Annotated in this window: 14 protein-coding genes; 6 read left to right on the top strand and 8 right to left on the bottom strand. The window is 59.9% G+C overall.

All coding sequences use genetic code 11. The features are described from left to right. The first annotated feature begins 162 nt into the window (after window positions 1–162). Genes ACR0I8_RS13375 through ACR0I8_RS13360 form a run of 4 tightly spaced genes read left to right on the top strand, consistent with a single transcriptional unit; the run spans window position 163 to window position 5694 of the window. Window positions 163–2259, top strand: coding sequence for a hydantoinase/oxoprolinase family protein (locus ACR0I8_RS13375; RefSeq protein ID WP_170689074.1), 2097 nt, complete (start codon window positions 163–165; stop codon window positions 2257–2259). Beyond that, window positions 2256–3896 (top strand): hydantoinase B/oxoprolinase family protein, encoded by a 1641-nt coding sequence (locus ACR0I8_RS13370; protein ID WP_170689073.1) that lies wholly within the window; start codon window positions 2256–2258, stop codon window positions 3894–3896. Before ACR0I8_RS13375 ends, ACR0I8_RS13370 begins: the two co-directional genes overlap by 4 nt. Next, a complete protein-coding gene (locus tag ACR0I8_RS13365) occupies window positions 3893–4960 on the top strand; it encodes a pyridoxal phosphate-dependent aminotransferase (RefSeq protein ID WP_480703250.1) in 1068 nt (355 codons plus the stop codon). Before ACR0I8_RS13370 ends, ACR0I8_RS13365 begins: the two co-directional genes overlap by 4 nt. Continuing rightward, entirely contained in the window at window positions 4957–5694 is a 738-nt protein-coding gene (locus ACR0I8_RS13360) for an aspartate racemase/maleate isomerase family protein (protein WP_170689071.1), read from the top strand. Before ACR0I8_RS13365 ends, ACR0I8_RS13360 begins: the two co-directional genes overlap by 4 nt. 4 nt (window positions 5695–5698) lie before the next feature. On the opposite strand, the gene ACR0I8_RS13355 is transcribed toward ACR0I8_RS13360, so the two are convergent. From ACR0I8_RS13355 to ACR0I8_RS13325, 7 genes are all read right to left on the bottom strand, one after another. Then, entirely contained in the window at window positions 5699–7054 is a 1356-nt protein-coding gene (locus ACR0I8_RS13355; RefSeq protein WP_170689070.1) for an MmgE/PrpD family protein, read from the bottom strand. Between the two features lie 126 nt (window positions 7055–7180). Beyond that, window positions 7181–8206 carry a choline ABC transporter ATP-binding protein gene (gene choV / locus ACR0I8_RS13350; protein WP_170549346.1) on the bottom strand — a complete coding sequence of 342 codons (1026 nt, stop codon included), beginning with the start codon at window positions 8204–8206 and terminating at the stop codon, window positions 7181–7183. 3 nt (window positions 8207–8209) lie between these two features. Next, a complete protein-coding gene (choW, locus tag ACR0I8_RS13345) occupies window positions 8210–9040 on the bottom strand; it encodes a choline ABC transporter permease subunit (protein WP_170378502.1) in 831 nt (276 codons plus the stop codon). A gap of 86 nt (window positions 9041–9126) precedes the next feature. Next, window positions 9127–10053 carry a choline ABC transporter substrate-binding protein gene (gene choX / locus ACR0I8_RS13340; RefSeq protein WP_170643286.1) on the bottom strand — a complete coding sequence of 309 codons (927 nt, stop codon included), beginning with the start codon at window positions 10051–10053 and terminating at the stop codon, window positions 9127–9129. A gap of 340 nt (window positions 10054–10393) precedes the next feature. Beyond that, window positions 10394–11173, bottom strand: coding sequence for a carnitinyl-CoA dehydratase (locus tag ACR0I8_RS13335; protein ID WP_170689069.1), 780 nt, complete (start codon window positions 11171–11173; stop codon window positions 10394–10396). A 3-nt stretch (window positions 11174–11176) separates the two neighbouring features. Next, entirely contained in the window at window positions 11177–13192 is a 2016-nt protein-coding gene (locus ACR0I8_RS13330; RefSeq protein ID WP_170689068.1) for an acetate--CoA ligase family protein, read from the bottom strand. Window positions 13193–13194: 2 nt separating this feature from the next. Continuing rightward, window positions 13195–14355 (bottom strand): acyl-CoA dehydrogenase family protein, encoded by a 1161-nt coding sequence (locus ACR0I8_RS13325; RefSeq protein WP_170689067.1) that lies wholly within the window; start codon window positions 14353–14355, stop codon window positions 13195–13197. Between the two features lie 99 nt (window positions 14356–14454). On the opposite strand from ACR0I8_RS13325, the gene ACR0I8_RS13320 reads away from it, so the two are divergent. Further along, window positions 14455–15372 carry a GlxA family transcriptional regulator gene (locus ACR0I8_RS13320; RefSeq protein WP_480703247.1) on the top strand — a complete coding sequence of 306 codons (918 nt, stop codon included), beginning with the start codon at window positions 14455–14457 and terminating at the stop codon, window positions 15370–15372. A 45-nt stretch (window positions 15373–15417) separates the two neighbouring features. On the opposite strand, the gene ACR0I8_RS13315 is transcribed toward ACR0I8_RS13320, so the two are convergent. After that, window positions 15418–16545 (bottom strand): TauD/TfdA family dioxygenase, encoded by a 1128-nt coding sequence (locus ACR0I8_RS13315; protein WP_170689065.1) that lies wholly within the window; start codon window positions 16543–16545, stop codon window positions 15418–15420. 395 nt (window positions 16546–16940) lie between these two features. Between ACR0I8_RS13315 and ACR0I8_RS13310 the strand changes: the two genes are divergently transcribed. Beyond that, on the top strand, window positions 16941–17975 hold the full coding sequence (locus ACR0I8_RS13310; protein ID WP_170378518.1) for an MDR family NADP-dependent oxidoreductase: 1035 nt from the start codon (window positions 16941–16943) through the stop codon (window positions 17973–17975). The last annotated feature ends 46 nt before the right edge of the window (window positions 17976–18021 follow it).

Raw genomic sequence — 18021 nt, 5'->3', positions numbered from 1 at the left:
TAGCAGTGACGTAAAAACCGCCCGACAATTCCTCATGACTTGTCAGTGCATCCCAACTCGTATGGATCGCCGGGCCACCGGCTGCAACTTGGTGGCACCGCGTCGGTAACAGGCCGAACGGGCGCCATGCCCAAACTGTTACTGACGACAACGGACCCCTCCATGACAACTGCTCTGCGCCTTGCCATAGATATTGGCGGCACGTTTACCGATACCGTCCTTGTTTCAGGCAATGAGACGATATTGGCCTCGACCAAAACCCTGACCACGCACCAAAATCCGGCCGAAGGCGCAATGGAAGGGGCGCTGCGCGTCATGAAAAGCGCGGGACGGTCCCTGGCTGAGGTGACCGGCTTCATCCACGGCACCACACTGGCCACCAACGCTCTGATCGAGAGGCGCGGGGCCACCGTGGCAACTGTCGCGACCGAAGGCTTCCGCGATATCCTCGAAATCGCCTACGAACGGCGCTATGCGCAGTACGATATCAACCTGGAAAAACCCGACCTTCTCGTCCCACGTGAACGCTCGCTGACCGTTCGAGAGCGAATGTCCGCGACCGGTGAAGTTCTGATCGAACTGGAAGAAGGCGCTATTGACGCGCTTCTGGCTGAAATCGACGCCAGCGGGGCGGATGCGGTTGCGATCTGCCTCATGCATTCCTACGCGAACCCCATGCACGAACGCCGGTTGCGCGATGCTCTTGCCGAACGACGCCCCGATCTGACCGTATCGATCTCATCCGAAGTCAGCCCCGAGGCGCGCGAGTTTGACCGGCTCTGCACCACGGTTGCCAACGCCTATATCCAACCGCTGATGGAGACCTATCTGACCCGCTTCGTGAAAAAGTTCGAAGCCGAAGGGGTCAACTGCCCGATCCTGATGATGACCGCAGGTGGCGGGATGTGTACCGTCCAGACGGCCATGCGTTTCCCGATCCGGCTGGTCGAAAGTGGCCCTGCCGGAGGGGCTATTCTCGCCGCGCGTATCGCTGCTCGGGCCGGGTTGGATCAGGTTTTGTCCTTCGACATGGGGGGTACGACCGCCAAGCTCTGCCTGATCGACAATGCCCGACCCCAAACCTCGCGCCAGTTCGAGATCGCGAGGGCCGCGCGTTTCATCAAGGGCTCTGGTATGCCGGTGCGTATCCCTGTGATCGAGATGATTGAAATCGGCGCGGGCGGAGGTTCCGTCGCCGGGGTGGACCGGTTGGGCCGCCTTACGGTGGGGCCAAAATCGGCGGGCTCGGAACCCGGACCGGTGGCCTTTGGACGTGGCGGGACCGAACCGACGGTGACCGACAGCGATATCACTCTGGGCTACATCGTGCCCGACACATTTGCCGAAGGGTTCATCAAGATCGACCCCAAGGCGTCAAACGACACGCTGCAAAGCGTAATCGGCACAGCGCTTGAAACCAACGCGACAGGCGCCGCTGATGGGGTCAGCCGCATCGTGGATGAAAGCATGGCCAGCGCCGGGCGGATGCACGCGGTGGAGTCGGGCAAAGACCTCGGGCCGCGCACCATGATCGCTTTTGGCGGCAACGGCCCTCTCCATGCCAGCCGTGTGGCCCGATCTGCGGGTGTAAGCCGGATCGTGGTGCCTCCAAATCCCGGTGTTGGCTCAGCCGTGGGCTTTCTGTTCGCGCCCGTGTCGTTTGAGATCGTGCGCTCGCACTATTCTCTGCTGGGTACGTTGGATTTCACGGCGATCAACAACCTTTTTAACGATATGATCGCCGAGGCCAGCGCCGTTGTAACCCAAGGTGCCGGAGATGCACCGACCGAAATCGGACGCTCAGCCTTCATGCGCTACAGCGGTCAAGGGCATGAGATTGAGATTTCGCTGCCCGACCGCACACTTACCCCCGAAGACCTCGCCCCGCTGACCGAAGCGTTTGAAACGGAGTACCGCAAGCAGTTCTCACGCCCCGTGCCGGGCATGCAGATCGAGATATTGAACTGGGCCGTACAGGTCGCGACCCCGGACGGTGTCGTTCCTGATCTGCCTGCCACGCCGGCGCTGACCACGATGAAACCTTCAGAAACCCGGCCCATCATCTGTGATGTAGACGGACAGATGAAACAGGCTGGTTTTGTGGCGCGCACCAATCTCAAGCCCGGCGACCACATCCGCGGCCCCGCGTTGATCCATGAACCACAGACGACGACGCTCGTCTCAACCGATTTCTCTGCCCATGTGGACGCCATCGGAAACCTCGTCCTGATCCGGGACCAGAAAGGAGGCGTGCAATGACCCCTGCCCGACTACAAGTAATGTGGAACCGGCTGCTGGCCGTTGTCGAAGAACAGGGCCAAACCCTGATCCGCGCCGCCTTTAGCCCGATTGTTCGCGAATGCGGCGACATTTCTGCCGGGATTTTCGACGTGAACGGCCGGATGCTGGCGCAGGCCGTGACCGGCACACCGGGCCATATCAACACCATGGCCGAAGCCGTTCAGCACCTGCGCGCCGCCTTCCCGGTTCAAACGATGAAACCTGGCGACATCTATATGACGAACGATCCATGGCTCGCCTCGGGTCACTTGAACGACTTCCTGCTGATGATGCCTGCGTTCAAGGATGGCAAGGTCGTCGGCTTCACCTCCTGCACCTCGCATCTGGTTGATCTGGGCGGGCTTGGAATGGGGCCCGAAGGCTCGGACATATACGACGAGGGCCTGCTGATCCCGCCCTGCAAACTGGTCGAGGAAGGCACGCCAAACGCCCTGCTGCTGGACATCATCCGCGCCAACAGCCGTGAACCCGTGGCCAATGAGGGCGACATCTATGCCCTGATCGCCTGCTGCGAGGCTGGGGTGAACCGGTTGGTGTCGATGATGGAGGAATTCGGTATCGTCGATCTGGACGCGCTGGGGGCCTACATCATCGAGACCTCGCGCCGGGGCACTCTGGCCGCCATCGCCGAGGTGCCTGCTGGCGTCTATAAGAACGTCCTGAAGATGGATGGATATGAGAATGAACTGGAACTGCACGCCACCCTGACCGTAAGCGCCGACGGGATGCATGTGGATTTCACTGGCACCTCCAGCTGTTCGCGCAAGGGCATCAACGTGCCCCTGAACTATGCCACTGCCTATACCGTTTTTGCCCTGCGCTGCATTGTCGGGTCGGACATTCCCAACAATGCAGGATCACTGGAGCCGTTCACTGTCGATGGCCCCAAAGGCTGTATCCTGAACGCGCAGCGCCCTGTGCCCGTCGCAATGCGGCACACACTGGGTCAGGTAACCCCTGATTTGGTTCTGGGCTGCCTGCATCAGGCCCTGCCCGAACAGGTCCCCGCCGAGGGCGCATCCTGCATGTTCGATCTGCCCATGCGCCACGCACCCGAGGTCGCCCGTTACGGAGGGCGCGAATTCGCGGTTGAGCCTGTGCATAACGGCGGCACGGGCGCGCGGCCTCATGCGGACGGGTTATCGGCAACGGCCTACCCTTCGGGCGTGTTCGGCAGCCAGGTAGAGATCACCGAAAGCGTCGCCCCCGTCACGATCTGGCGGCGCGAGCTTCGGCCAGACTCGGGCGGTGCGGGCAAGTACCGCGGCGGGTTGGGGCAAAGGATCGAGATGACCTCGGCCAACGGAGCGCCCTTCATCGTCTTCCTCTCGGTCGAGCGGCTGAAATTCCCCGCGCTTGGTCGGATGGGTGGCCAACCCGGAGCACCCGGGCGCATCCGGTTCCGCGACAGCGACACTGACATCCCCGGCAAGGGCGAGCTGAGGGTGGAAGACGGCGACTACCTGATCTTTGAAACCCCCGGAGGAGGAGGCTTCGGCGATCCGACAGACAGGCACCCAGAGGCGCTGGCACTGGATCTCAAGCGCGGTCTGCTCAGCGCCGAAGGAGCCAAAGCATACGGAGATGGCTCATGATCCGGCCCGTCCCTCATGTTGGTGCCCTGGCCGCCTATGCGCTTGCCGATCTTGGCGGTCCTCAGACGATTTCACTGGCCCAAAACGAAAGCGCTTTTCCTGCCAGCCCTACCGCCATTGCCGCCGGACAGGCCGCGATGGCCGACATGCCGCTCTATCCTGATCCGGAATGGCCGGACCTGCGTTTGGCGATAGCCGAAGCGCATGGGCTGGACCCGAGCAACATCCTTTGCGGCGCGGGATCGATGGAGCTGATCGGTTGCCTGATCCGCGCTTATGCTGGGCCCGGAGACCGTGTGCTGGGCAGCGACTACGGTTACGCGTTTATCGCCTCGGCAGCCGCGCAGGTGCAGGCGGATTATGTCAAGGCGCGCGAGGTCGACTTGACTGTTTCGGTGGATGACATTCTGAGCGCAGTCACTCCAGAAACCCGCATCGTCTTCGTCTGCAATCCAGGCAACCCGACCGGAACGTTGGTCCCGAACGCTGAGATCGTGCGCCTGCGGACCAGCCTTCCCAAGAAAGTTCTGCTGGTCGTCGATCAAGCCTACGCCGAATTCTCGGATGCCGAACATGATCCGGCAGAGGTATTCGCTATGATTCAGCGCGGCGATACGGTCATCACCCGGACGTTTTCCAAAGCCTATGGGCTGGCGGGCGCTCGGGTCGGGTGGGCCTACGCTCCGCCCGAGATTGGAGCAGAACTGCGCAAGCTTTTGAACCCAAACAATGTCTCGATCCCCTCGCAGGCTGCAGCCGCCGCTGCAATGCGTGATCAGACGCATATGCGAGAGGTTGTGGAAAAAACTGCCCACATCCGCGACGCGTTCACCGAAAACTGCCGCGCTATGGGGTTAACCGTTCCGCAAAGCCACACAAATTTCGTCTTGTTGCGTTTTTCGTCAATCGATCAGGCGCAGCGGGCCGATGTTGCATTGCGTGCAGAACACCTGCTGATGCGGGGGATGCGCGGCTATTGCCTAGGCGATTGCCTCCGCGCCACGATTTGCACACCAGACGTGATGAACCGCGCCCGCGATGTGCTGAAAGGAGTGCTGACATGACCGAGACCCGAACCGCGGCCAAGATCGGCGTTCTGGTGCCTTTCACCAACACAAACCTGGAGCCGGATCTGGCATTGATGCGTCCACCCAACACCACGCTGCATTTCCAGCGCATGGGCGGGTATGACGTGGATGAAATCCCCGGCTCGGATCAGATGGCCGGTTTGGGCGCTTCGGATATCAGCCATGATTTGCGGATGATCTCCGGCGTGCGGCCCGACATCGTTCTTTACGGCTGCACCTCGGCAACGCTGACCCATGGACCGTCTTTTGACGCCAAGCTGGCCGAGCAGATCAAATCCGGTGCCAATGCCAAATCAGTCACAGCCGCTAGTGCTCTGATCGCGGGCATTCAGGCGTTTGGGGCCCGCAAAGTCGGCTTTTCGTCGCCCTATCTGGGCGAGATCAATACGCAGGCCATCGCGTTCATGGCCCAAAATGGGATTGAAACGGTTAAATGCGCCGATGTGGGCCGGGAACTGGGAAATTACGGTCAGGGAGAATTGACCCCGAACGAAGTTTTTGACCTCGCCTGCCAGGCCGACGATCCGCAGGCCGAGGCGATCGTTCTAAGTTGCACCGATATGCGGTCCGTCGAGGCCATCGAGCGGGTTGAATCCGCGCTGGGCAAACCCGTTATCACATCCAATCAGGCGATGATGTTCTGCTTGCTGCGCGAGCTCGGGCTACCACAGCATAAGGGGCTCCCGGGGCGATTGTTCAACAGTATTTGAGGGACTAGGACCCGGACGGGGCGTCATAGATCACCGCGCCAAGATCCGAGAAAGCCGATACCGAATCTTTCAACCCCAGGACGGCGTCACGTATGGCGGAGGCCCTTGTTTCACCGAGCGACGGCACCGCGAACTCCATGAATTTTGCGACCACTTCGGCTTGATCCATCGGGGCCTCGGGGCCGCCGCGCGCATGGACGTCGCCAGTTTCCAGCACCCGCCCGTCGTGCAAACGGATCGTGACATCGGCAATACGACACTCGGGGAAGCGGGCCGAGTGCCGCTCGTCTTCGGCAACGGAAATACGCTCCAACAAAGAGGTCACCAAAGGATCGGAAAGACCCGCGCCCGATATATGCTCAACCCCGATCCTCCCATAGGCCATCATCACTGCCACCGCGAATGGCAGCGAATACTGTGCCTTTGAGGTGTCGTCTGGCATGCCCTGAAACAAACAGGCGCTCTCGCGGAAGGTATTGACCTGCACCGAGTCGATATCTTCATGGCTCAGGTCATGGTCGCGCATGAGCTGACGGACAGCGTCGATCGCAGCGTGTGCCCAACGGCAGATCGGGTAAGGTTTCACATATTGATGCTGCATCTGCCAGAACTGGCCAAGGTCCTGCCAATGGATCGTGACCTCTTCGGCTTCGATTGTGATCGCCGGCGCGCCGGTAAAGCCTTTCTCGGCCAAAACCGCCGCAGACACACCGACCAAAGCCCCCCAGCCCGATCCGTCATGCAGCATTGTGGGGTTGGCGATCTCGCGCATCATCTGGCTGCGGGGGCCGTGATATTCAGCGATGCCCATGGCCTGCCGCAATTGGTCCACTCCCAACCCACGCAACCGAGCCGCGACGGCCACGACGCCCAAGGCGTTCCATGCCCCTGACGTGTGATAGTCGCTGACTGTATCATGCAGAGAAATCCCGGCGCGCCCAGCGACCTCATACCCGATGGTGACAGCGGTCAGAGCTTCGGGGCCCGAGAAATCCGGAACCGTTTCCGCCAGCGCGCAAAGCGCCGGTACGACAGCGACACCGATATGCCCTTTTGTCGGGTTATAGCCGTCATGCCCATCCAGATTGTCAGTCTGCGTTGCGGCAGCATAGGCAGACCCTGCGGCGCTGACCCGGCGGCCATCAAACAGCATCCGCGCGCTGAGCGCCGGATCACCTGCCCCGTAGAGCGCAAAAGCCGTTTCTCTGGCGATACTCCCAGCCGCCATAGGACCCGACGCTATCGTAATGCCCAGCGTGTCGAGCAGCATCAACGCGGCGGCGTCAAGCGTCGCATCGGGGATATCCTCGGGTGTTATACCAAGGGTGAAATCAGCAACTCTTTGGAAGGTATCTGTCACGGCCTGCTCCTAGCTCAACACCTCTCGAGGCAGGTTAGGAGGTTTCGAATGGGATGGCACGAAAACATTTGAGAACGAACGGTCCGGCGTCGTAGTGCCGGACCGCCCATGTCTACCGTCAGAGGGCTACTGCCCCATCGGATCAACCAGCTTGTTCAACACACGGTCTTTTGTGACCTGACCGATGATCGCCCCGTTCTCGATCACGCCAACCGGTGCGTTGTTCTGGTCAAAGCCCTGAATGACATCGCGAATATCCGTATCAGCATCAATCGAGCGGTCCGGCGTACCGGTTGCAGGCTCCATCACGTCCCGCGCGCGCAAAACGCCCAGAGGGTTCATATGCGCAACAAAGTCGGCCACGTATTCGTCCTCAGGCTTCGAGTAGATCTCGGACGGGGTGCCGCATTGTACGATGCGACCGCCCTCCATGATGGCGATACGGTTACCGATCTTGAAGGCCTCATCAAGGTCGTGGGACACGAAGATGATCGTACGTTTGAGCTTTTCCTGCAGGCGCAGCAGTTCATCCTGCAGCTTGGTCCGGATCAGCGGATCGAGGGCCGAGAACGGCTCGTCCATCAGCAGGATCGGCGCCTGAGTGGAAAAGGCACGGGCGAGACCGACGCGTTGTTGCATACCGCCCGACAGCTCTCCGACCTTGCGATCCGCCCAGTCGGACAGACCGACCAGAGCAAGTTGCTCATCGGTGCGCTGCAACCTCTCAGTGCGGGACATGCCCGACAGCTCCAGCCCCAGCCAAACGTTTTCACGAACCGTACGCCACGGCAATAGGCCGAATTGCTGGAACACCATCGCAATATGGTTCTGGCGCATCCGGCGCAGGGTACGGGCGTCGGCGTTGGTGACATCTACCATCTCCGATCCGTCCGAGACCCGAACCGCGCCGCGGATCACCGGGTTCAACCCGTTCACCGCCCGCAATAACGTGGACTTGCCCGAACCAGACAGCCCCATCAGCACCAGCGTTTCACCCTCATGCACGGTCAGCGAGCAATTGTGGACGCCCAGCACCTGACCACAGGCTTCTTTCACGGTTGCTCGGTCTTTGCCTTCGTCCATGAAGGGCAACGCGCTTTTGGGGTCGTTGCCGAACGCGATTGAAACATTGTCAAATTCAACTGCAGTCATGGATCAATGCTCCACTCTGAGGACGCGATCGAGGATGATCGCAACAACAACGATGACAAAGCCGGATTCGAAACCAAGGGCCGTGTTCACCTGATTGAGCGCCCGCACGACCGGCACACCCAAGCCGTCAGCACCGACCAGAGCGGCGATCACAACCATCGACAGCGACAGCATGATGGTCTGGTTCAGGCCGGTCATAATCTGCGGCAGCGCGTAAGGCAGCTCGACCTTCCACAGAGTTTGGGATTTGGTCGCGCCAAAGGCCTCTGCCGCCTCAAGCAGCGGGGTCGGCGTCGAGGACACACCCAGATGGGTCAGGCGGATCGGAGCGGGCAACACGAAGATCACGGTTGCGATCAGGCCCGGCACCATGCCGATACCAAAGAATACGATCGCGGGGATCAGGTAGACGAAGGTCGGCAGGGTTTGCATCAGGTCCAGCACCGGCCGCATCGCCACGTAAAGCTTAGGCCTATGCGCCGCCGCGATGCCAATAGGCACGCCAATCGCCATACAGACCAGACAGGAAGATAGAACCAGCGTCAGGCTTTCCGTCGTTTCTTCCCAATAACCTTGATTGAGAATGAACAGGAACCCCAGCGCCACAAACAGGCAAACCTTCCAATTGCGCTGCAACAGCCACGTGATGCCTACGAAGACGCCCACAACGATCAATGGGTGCGGGGTTTGCAGCACCCATAATATGCCATCAATCAGCGCCTCAAGAACCCAGGACAACCAATCGAAAAATGGCTCCCCTATTTCTTGGAGCCATTCAAAAACCGCTCGGGCCGTCTTGCCGACGGGTATCTTGTTGTCGGTCAGCCAATCCATCTGTCTGCCTTTCAGAGTATTCCGGGCCTGAGATCAGGCCACAAAAAAGCCCTCCGCCACAGACACGCGGCGAAGGGCGTTTAAGGTTATTGACCCAGTGCTGCGCTTACTGCGGCGACTGCGTCACCACCGTCGCGGGTCGTGACACCGTCCAGCCATGGGGTATAGGCATCCGGGTTGGCTTTCAGCCATGCGCTGGCTGCGTCCGCCGGATCTTCGCCACCATCCAGAATCGCGGCCATGATCTCGTTTTCCATTGCCAGCGAGAATTCCAGGTTGTTCAGCAGCGCGCCAACATTCGGGCACTCTTCTGCATAGCCTTTGCGGGTGTTGGTGAACACGGTCGCGCCGCCGAAGTTGGGGCCAAAGAACTCATCGCCACCCGTCAGGTAAGACATCTCGAAATTGGCGTTCATCGGATGCGGTTCCCAGCCCAGGAACACGATCGGATCGCCCTTGCGCGAGGCGCGGTCCACCTGCGCCAGCATGCCTTGCTCCGAGCTTTCTGCGACTTCAAAACCGGAGAGACCAAACGAATCGCCATCGATCATGGATTGAATCAAGCGGTTGCCGTCATTGCCCGGCTCGATTCCGAAGATTTTGCCGTCCAGAGCGTCGGAGTGCGCTGAAATATCAGCGAAATCCTTGATGCCCAACTCGGCGGCAGCCGCGTTGACGGCCAGCGTGTACTTGGCGCCTTCCAGGTTCGCGCGCACGGTTTCAACCGTTCCCGCCTCGCGATACGGCGCGATATCGCCTTCCATGGTCGGCATCCAGTTGCCCAGGAACACGTCGATATCGCCTTCGGCCATCGAGGTGTAAGTCACTGGAACGGAAAGGATCTTGATCTCGGTATCGTAGCCCAACGCGTCAAGAATTGTTGTCGTTGCGGCAGTGGTCGCAGTGATATCGGTCCAACCGACATCCGAGAATACGACCTCGTCGCAATTGGCCAATGCCGCCCCGGCAGATGCCAGAATGGCAAGGGTTGAAATGGTTGTTAGGGCTTTCACTGGAGCCTCCCTGTTTTTTTGATTGACTGGTTAGTTAGGAAAAATAAATGACACATAGTCAAGTCTAATTGTTCACATGCAGCCGGATTCAGGCAACAGTTTCTGTCGCGCGCTGAACAATTCATGGATTACGTGGCATGGATTTCAGTTTGGCTGCGTGCGGTTTGTGTCGCAGGTTTGAGTTGCTGACGCCCCGTGGGGCAGGCGTGTCCTAATTCAATATGACACGAGCATGCAATCCGTTAGCAGGCCTCCCAAGCAACCGTTGGGCGCAGCTACTTGGGTGTTGCGGCCCCATCAAAGACGGAGCCGCTGAAAGGAGTCAGACCCCCAGATTTGCTTACTTGCCTTTCCAGACAGGATCACGCTTTTCCGCAAACGCACGCGCGCCTTCCAGCTGGTCCTCACTGGCATAGAGAGTGTCGACGGTGCGAAGCTGTCGCTTGGTAATACGGTTCATGGCGTCCTGAAACTTGCTGTCTTCGGCATCGCGCACGACCTCTTTGATCGCAGCATAAACCAGCGGCGGGCCCGAGGCCAACAGGCGGGCCAGTTCCCACGCGCGGTCCATCAGTTGATCCGCGGCCACGATCTCATTCACCAAACCCCAGCGGTTGGCCTCTTCCGCGTCGAACCAGCGGCCCGTGAGCAGCAGCTCCATCGCGATGTGATACGGGATGCGCTTGGGCAGTTTGACGCTGGCCGCATCCGCCACGGTGCCCGAGCGGATTTCCGGCAGGGCAAAACTCGCATGGTCTGCGGCGAGGATCATGTCGGCGGACAGCGCAAGCTCCAGCCCTCCCCCGCAGGCAATGCCGTTTACAGCTGCGATGACGGGTTTGTTCATGTCGCGCAATTCCTGCAAGCCACCAAAGCCGCCAACGCCATAGTCCCCGTCGACCGCATCGCCATCGGCTGCGGCTTTCAAGTCCCATCCGGGGCAAAAGAACTTCTCTCCCGCACCTGTCAGGATCGCAACGCGCAGGTCCGGGTCGTCGCGGAACTCGGCAAAGACGTCGCCCATGATGCGGCTGGTCGCCAGATCAATGGCATTGGCTTTGGGCCGGTCCAATGTGACCTCAAGAATCGCGCCATCACGGCGGGTTTTGATCGGGTCCATATCTCAGGCCTTTCTGATGAGGGCATCCACGGCCACCGCCTTGTCGGGCGCGCAGAGGAGCGGGTTAATTTCGACCTCGCCAAGCGTGTCGGCGTTTTGCATGACATAGGCCTGAACGGCCTCAACAGCGGCCACGATGGCATCCATATCAGCCGCTGGTTGGCCGCGATAGCCCGTCAGAAGCGGTGCAATCTTCAATTTACCCAAGGCGTTGCGGATGTCATCAGCAGAACTGGGCACCAGCAGGGAGGCAGTATCGCGCAGCACTTCGGTCAGCACACCGCCTGCGCCCAGAGTCAGGACAAACCCATGCGCTGGATCGCGCACCACGCCCACAAGAAGCTCGGCCACTGTTCCGGTGATCATCTCTTCGATCAGAATTTCAGGGGTGCCGATGTCCGCGGCGACGTCGGCCACGTCTTCGGCAAGAACACCCAATCGCACGGCCGCGTGTTCTGACTTATGAGCCAGCCCCACGCCCTTGACCGCAAAGGGTGCGTCCATGTCCTGAGCGGCAGCACGAGCCTGGTCGGCACCTGCGACTGTGCGGTTTTGCGGGATGCGCAATCCGTGCTCGGCCAGAACGCGTTTGGACTCGCCTTCGGTGAGAGTCCGATTGGCCTCGGCCGTTCCGGGCAGTGTGACCGGTGTGTTTGAAGGAGCTGTGATCTGGCCCGCCGCTTCGGTTGCGGCAAGAGCTTCGCGCAGCCCCATGAAGGGCACCACGCCGCCGTCCATAAGCTCTTGCGCTACATCTTCGGGCATCAACTCGGGCAAAGTCGCGGCAACGGCAAATCGCCCGCCGGTCTCCGCACGCACTTTCATTGCCGCACGCGAGGCATAGACCCAGTCGCTCGCATCCGTGGTTGGATAGTCGAGGATCGAGAACGTCAGATCAATGTCATCACCCGTCATCCCGGTCCAGGCCCGCGCCATCGCCGCTTCATCCCGCCAAATATAAGTGTGGTAGTCCAGTGGGTTATTTAGCGCCACCATCGGTCCGAGTGCCTCTCGCAGGTGGGCTTTCTGACCGTCGCTTAGGCGCGGGAAGGATAGCCCGGTTCCAACAGCCATGTCCGCGATCAGGCTCGCCTCCCCCCCGGAACAGCTGATCGAGGCTATGTTGCTGCCCGAAAGCGGGCCATAGCAATGCAGCAGTTTCAGCGTCTCCAGAAAATCGGGCAAGGCGGATAGGCGTGGAATGCCGAGACGCTCCAAAAGGGCCTGCGCACCCGCGTCGCTTCCGGCCAGAGAGGCGGTATGCGACACGGTTGCGGACTGAGCCTGCTCGGACGCACCGACCTTGAGCGCCACCAGAGGGATGCCTTTGGAATAGGCCTTCTGGGCCAGAGCCTCCCATTCGCGGATGTCCTTGAAGCCTTCGATATGCAGGCCTACAGCCGTAACGCGCGGATCTTCCAGCAAGGCGGATGCAATTTGTGCCTGACTGGTCTGCGCCATGTTCCCGCAGGTCACCATATAGGCGATGGGCAGCGCGCGTTTCTGCATGGTCAAGTTGATCGAGATGTTCGAGCTTTGCGTTAGGATCGCAACGCCGGACTCGACCGGCTTGGCCCCGTGCTGGTCGGGCCACAGCAAAGCCCCATCCAACGCGTTGATGAAACCATAGCAATTGGGTCCCAGAATGGGCATGTCGCCCGCAGCTGCGACCAGTTGTGCTTGCAGATCGCCCCCTGTGTCATCCTCGGCCACGGCCTCGGAAAAGCCTGACGCAAAACATACAGCACCGCCGGCGCCGGTGGCAGAAAGGGTGCGAACCGCCTCAATCGTGGCATGGCGGTTGATGCCAATGAAAACGGCGTCTGGCGGTGCTGGCAGGTCTTCGAGACTGGCATAGGCCCTATGGCCAGCGATCTCGGTCGCTTTGGGATGAACAGGCCAGATCTGACCCGCATAACCCGTACGTTCAGACTGTAGAATGACCTGCTGACACCAAGCTCCACCACCGATCACAGCGATGGAGTTCGGGCGCAAAAGCCGGGTGAGGTCTTTGGTCATCGTCAGGCGCCCAGTGGACGCAGAAGATCACGGCTGATGATGTGACGCTGGATTTCGCTGGTGCCATCCCATATCCGCTCAACCCGCGCGTCACGCCAAAAGCGTTCGATCGGGAAGTCGTCCATCAGACCCATGCCACCATAGATTTGCAGCGTCGCGTCGGTGACCCGCGCCAGCATTTCCGAGGCATAAAGCTTAGCCGAGGCGATTTCGCGGTTCGAGGGCAGGTTTTCGTCCAGGCGCCAGGCAGCAGACAGAGTCAGCCAATCCGCGGCATCAATCTCGGTGATCATATCGGCGATCTGGAAACCAATGCCCTGGAATTTACCGATGGGCTGGCCAAACTGTTTGCGCTCAGCAGCATAGTTCAGCGCATAGTCGAAACAGCGCCGCGCCCGACCGACCGAGAAGGCCGCAACCGTCAGGCGAGTCGCATAGAGCCACTCGTTCATGACAGCGAAACCGCCATCGACCTCGCCTAGAACCTGCGCGTCAGGCAGCCGGCAATTGTCGAAGTAGAGGATGTAGTTCTTGTAGCCCTTGTGGCTGACCGAGTTATACCCCTCGCGCACCTCAAACCCGGGCGTGCCGCGATCCACCAGGAAGGTTGAGATCCGCTTTTTGGGCCCTTTTGGTGTCTCATCCACACCGGTCGCAATGAAGACGATGAAGAAATCCGCGTGCTCCGCGCCCGAAATGAAGTGTTTGGAGCCGTTGATGACCCAATCGCCACCATCCTTCACAGCCTGACACTTCATCCCCCGCACATCCGAGCCCGCATCCGGTTCGGTCATCGCCAGCGCATCCATCCTTTCGCCGCGCACAGCAGGCAGCAGATAGCGTTCGCGCTGTTCATCGTTGCAGGCCATCAGAATGTTCTGCGGTCGACCGAAGAAATGGGTCAGAGCCATCGATCCACGACCCAGCTCACGTTCGACCAGCGTAAAGTCGAGATGCGAAAGGCCTGCGCCGCCAACCTCTTCGGGGAAGTTGCAGGCATAAAAGCCCAGGTCGATGCATTTCTGTTTGATCTCTTCGCCCAGCTCGTGCGGCACCTGACCGGTGCGTTCGACCTCGGCCTCATGCGGGTAGATTTCGTTTTCGACAAAACTACGGACTGTCGAGACGATCATGTCCTGTTCTTCGGTCAGACCAAACTGCATGGCGCGATATCCTTGGATAGGTGATTGACGCAGGAAACGAGATTCCTCATGGTCGCGGCATGCAGTTTTCGCCGTAAATCATGCAGAGATGGTAAAATATTGAACCACAGATTTAACATCCTGCTGTTCGATGGATTCTCGAACCACTGCCTCGCCAACATGGTCGAGCCTCTGCGGGCGGCCAACACTCTGTCCCGGCAGTCTTTGTATGAGTGGCGGTTCTGTTCCGTTGACGGAGACCCCGTCCACAGCTCCAGCGGGCTTGCGGTGACGCCGGATACCGCCCTGACCGACCAGCGAGGGGATGTTCTGGTCGTGATGCCCTCCTACGGGTTCTTGCAATTGGGCACACCCCCGACCCTGCGCGCCCTGCTGGCGGCTGCAAAGAGGCACGCTCAGGTGGCCGGGCTGGACACAGGCAGCTGGTTGATGGCGCAGGCCGGGTTGTTGGATGGACACCGCGCGACCATTCACTGGGACGAGCTTTCCCGATTTGAAGAAGGTTTTCCCTCCGTGGACGTCGTGCAAGAGCGCTACGTCGTTGACGGCGCGCGTCTGACCTGTTCCGGGGCGATGGCGGCGTTTGATCTTGCGCTTGCGCTTATCCGCAAGGATCACGGCCCACTGTTGTCGATGGAGGTCGCCCATTTGCTGATGAGCCGTGGCCGGAGCGACCACTATGCCTTACCGATGCAAACCGAAGACATTCTGGTCAACCGTGCGCTGGCCATCATGCAGGCAAATCTGGAAACACCGCTGTCGATCACACAGGTCGCGCGCAAAGCGGGCTGCACTCAGAAACGGCTGGAAATGCGCGTTCAGGCGGACCTGAAAACGACACCGCAAGCGCTCTATCGTCGGTTGCGTCTGAACCTTGCGCGCAGGCTGACTGAAGAGACCGAGCAATCCATCGCCGAAATCGCCAGCCGGTCGGGCTATGAAAACGCAAGCGCGATGACCCGCGCGTTCAAGGCCGAGTTCGGGCACACCCCCTCGGCCTTTCGCAACAGGGTGTAGAGGGACAGCGCCGCCCCAAGACGGCGCTGCCTTAACGTTAGGCGTTTAGCGCGACAGAACGCGTAGGCGGCTTTCGAATTCACCACGGTCCACGTAGCACCCATGCAGGTGGCGGCGGCCTGTATTGGGATCGAAGGCCGACCGCCCGTGCAGCACGCGGCGGTTGTCGAAGACCACCATTTCGCCCCCCTTCAGCTTGAGCTGAAGCAGGTATTTGGGGTCGCGCGTCATCGCCATGAATTTCTGATAGGCGCGGTAATAGCGCGGCATCAGAGCGGGCTCGATATCAAGGAAATCGGCCAGATGCGCGTTGAAGCAGATCTCGATCACGTCGCCGTTTTCATCGCAGGTGACGACCCGTTTACGCGAGCGGATATCCGTTTCTCCATCATGGAACCGGAACGGGATCGAGATGTCGCACAGGGCGTCAAAGGCATCGGGATCTTCCAGTTTCAGGTCCTCTGCCACCGCATAGCCGTCACAGAACAGCGACTCACCGCCCTTAGCCTCGTTGGCGAGACAGTGCAGGAACTGGAACCCCGGAGGCAGTTCCTGATTGGTCAGGTCGGTGTGCAGCGGCAGCGCAACCGGCGTGTAGGCTAGGTTATTCGGGTTGGGTTTGGATTTGACCTCGAAGGTCAGTCCAAAATTGGTCTCGCGCAAAAAGCCGATCCGGCGTGCGACATCCATGCCAGCCTCGGTGCTGTCGGCCAGATGGTCCACGATGCTCAGCCCGTATTGACGCGCGGCGATCAGCCAGTCCTTCAAAGCACTGTCTTGTGTCAGCACCCCATCGGCGTTCGCGCGGGGAATACCGGCGGGCGAAAGTTCGGCCCGCCATGTGACAAAACCGGTATCGGCCGGATCGAAAGCAGGTTGCCCCGGGCGGCGATCGCGCAGCCTGTCCAGATCAAAACCGGTGGGCGCCTGATCTTTGGCCCAAACAACATGCAGGCTGTTGTCGGACTGGAAGGCCTGCACGGGTTTGATATCGAGCGCAATGGCGGTGAGGTCGGTCAGGCGCTCCTGCGTCTGTGGGTGGAACCCAGCGGGGTCGTTTTCGCGTAGCCAGATGAATGGGAAATCCCCGGTCATATGGTCGGGCCAAGTGATACGCACATGTGTTTCGGCCAGTTCAACCTGAACCGGTTTCGAGAGAGTTTGAGTTGTCATGTTAGTCTTTCGCGTTGAGTTGAAATTCGGGTTCAATCTCAGCGCGGGGATGGGGGCGGCCACCAATCATAGGCCTTCCTGTAGGGATGCCCGGGTCGGCGGCCCAACGTCGCTGGTATTTCTAAGCTGGATGGCATGCGAAGGTCTGCTTTGGGGGGCTATCTCTTTGCGAAGGCTTAAATTGTTTTGCGTCGCAGTCAAACGGAAAACGCGCCGGAAAATGTAGAACCTACGGCAATCTTCAACCCTGCTGTTTTGCTGAGCAAACCCTGCGGCACAAAGGTGTGAAAAGATTGACGCGCCGCCCGAAATACAGAACGGTATCACAAAATCCGACGCCCCGATCCTTGTGACGTGCCGGCGCGACAAACCAGCCTCAGTAGAGAGAGAAGACCATGCCCCAGACCGCAGACACAAACCGCCGCATCGTTCTGAACGAACGCCCCAAGGGGGAACCCGATGACAATACGCTGCGGCTTGAGACAAGGGATATCCCTACTGCGGGTGCAGGAGAGATGCTGGTCCGCACCTGCTACTTGTCACTGGACCCGTATATGCGCGGGCGGATGAATGACGCGAAGTCCTACGCCGAGCCAGTGGCGATTGGCGGGGTCATGACTGGACAGGTTGTGGGAGAGGTTGTGACCTCGAACCTCGACGGATTCGAAGCAGGTGACTATGTGCTGTCTGGTAGCGGTTGGCAGGACTATGCGATCTCGGACGGGACCGAGGTCATAAACATGGGCAAAGCACCGCAAAACCCGTCTTGGGCGTTAGGTATTCTGGGTATGCCCGGCTACACCGCTTATGCCGGGTTGCTACAGATCGGCGAACCCAAGCCCGGAGAAACCGTGGTCGTTGCCGCCGCATCCGGCCCGGTCGGAGCAACCGTGGGGCAGATCGCTAAGATCAAAGGGTGCAGGGTCGTGGGCGTTGCTGGCGGAGCCGAAAAATGTGCGCATGTGGTGGAAAATCTGGGCTTCGACGCCTGTATCGACCACAAAGCTGCCGATTTCGCTGATCAATTGCGGGCCGCCTGCCCGGATGGGATTAACGTCTACTTCGAAAATGTTGGCGGCAAGGTGCTTTACGGTGTCCTGCCTTTGCTGAACGCTTTTGCGCGCATCCCGATCTGCGGCGTGGTCTCGTGGTACAACCTGCCTGGCTTGCCGGACGGTCCGGATATGGGGCCTGCGATCATGGGCACGCTGCTGCGGATGAAAGTGAAGGCGCAGGGCTTCATCATCTTCGACAGCTTCCCGGCGTCGCTCTACAAGGAGTTCGTCCGGGATATGACCGGTTGGATTCAGGACGGATCGGTCAAATATCGAGAGCACATGGTCGAAGGGCTAGAGGCCGCACCCGAAGCGCTAAACCAGCTGCTGCGCGGTGAGAATTTCGGCAAGATGGTGGTGAATGTCGGGGCCTGATGGCCCTGGTCAGCCTCTAGTTGGCACCCCACTCCAAATTGGAAAC

The sequence above is a fragment of the Ruegeria sp. BG9 genome (assembly GCF_056538305.1).
This window is presented reverse-complemented; position numbering and strand designations above follow the sequence as displayed.

Coding starts and splice junctions, on each gene's coding strand:
- ACR0I8_RS13315 (WP_170689065.1), bottom strand. CDS start 16,545: ATGACAACTCAAACTCTCTCGAAACCGGTTCAGGTTGAACTGGCCGAA.
- choV (WP_170549346.1), bottom strand. CDS start 8,206: ATGACTGCAGTTGAATTTGACAATGTTTCAATCGCGTTCGGCAACGAC.
- ACR0I8_RS13330 (WP_170689068.1), bottom strand. CDS start 13,192: ATGACCAAAGACCTCACCCGGCTTTTGCGCCCGAACTCCATCGCTGTG.
- ACR0I8_RS13375 (WP_170689074.1), top strand. CDS start 163: ATGACAACTGCTCTGCGCCTTGCCATAGATATTGGCGGCACGTTTACC.
- ACR0I8_RS13365 (WP_480703250.1), top strand. CDS start 3,893: ATGATCCGGCCCGTCCCTCATGTTGGTGCCCTGGCCGCCTATGCGCTT.
- choW (WP_170378502.1), bottom strand. CDS start 9,040: ATGGATTGGCTGACCGACAACAAGATACCCGTCGGCAAGACGGCCCGA.
- ACR0I8_RS13310 (WP_170378518.1), top strand. CDS start 16,941: ATGCCCCAGACCGCAGACACAAACCGCCGCATCGTTCTGAACGAACGC.
- ACR0I8_RS13325 (WP_170689067.1), bottom strand. CDS start 14,355: ATGCAGTTTGGTCTGACCGAAGAACAGGACATGATCGTCTCGACAGTC.
- ACR0I8_RS13335 (WP_170689069.1), bottom strand. CDS start 11,173: ATGGACCCGATCAAAACCCGCCGTGATGGCGCGATTCTTGAGGTCACA.
- ACR0I8_RS13370 (WP_170689073.1), top strand. CDS start 2,256: ATGACCCCTGCCCGACTACAAGTAATGTGGAACCGGCTGCTGGCCGTT.
- ACR0I8_RS13360 (WP_170689071.1), top strand. CDS start 4,957: ATGACCGAGACCCGAACCGCGGCCAAGATCGGCGTTCTGGTGCCTTTC.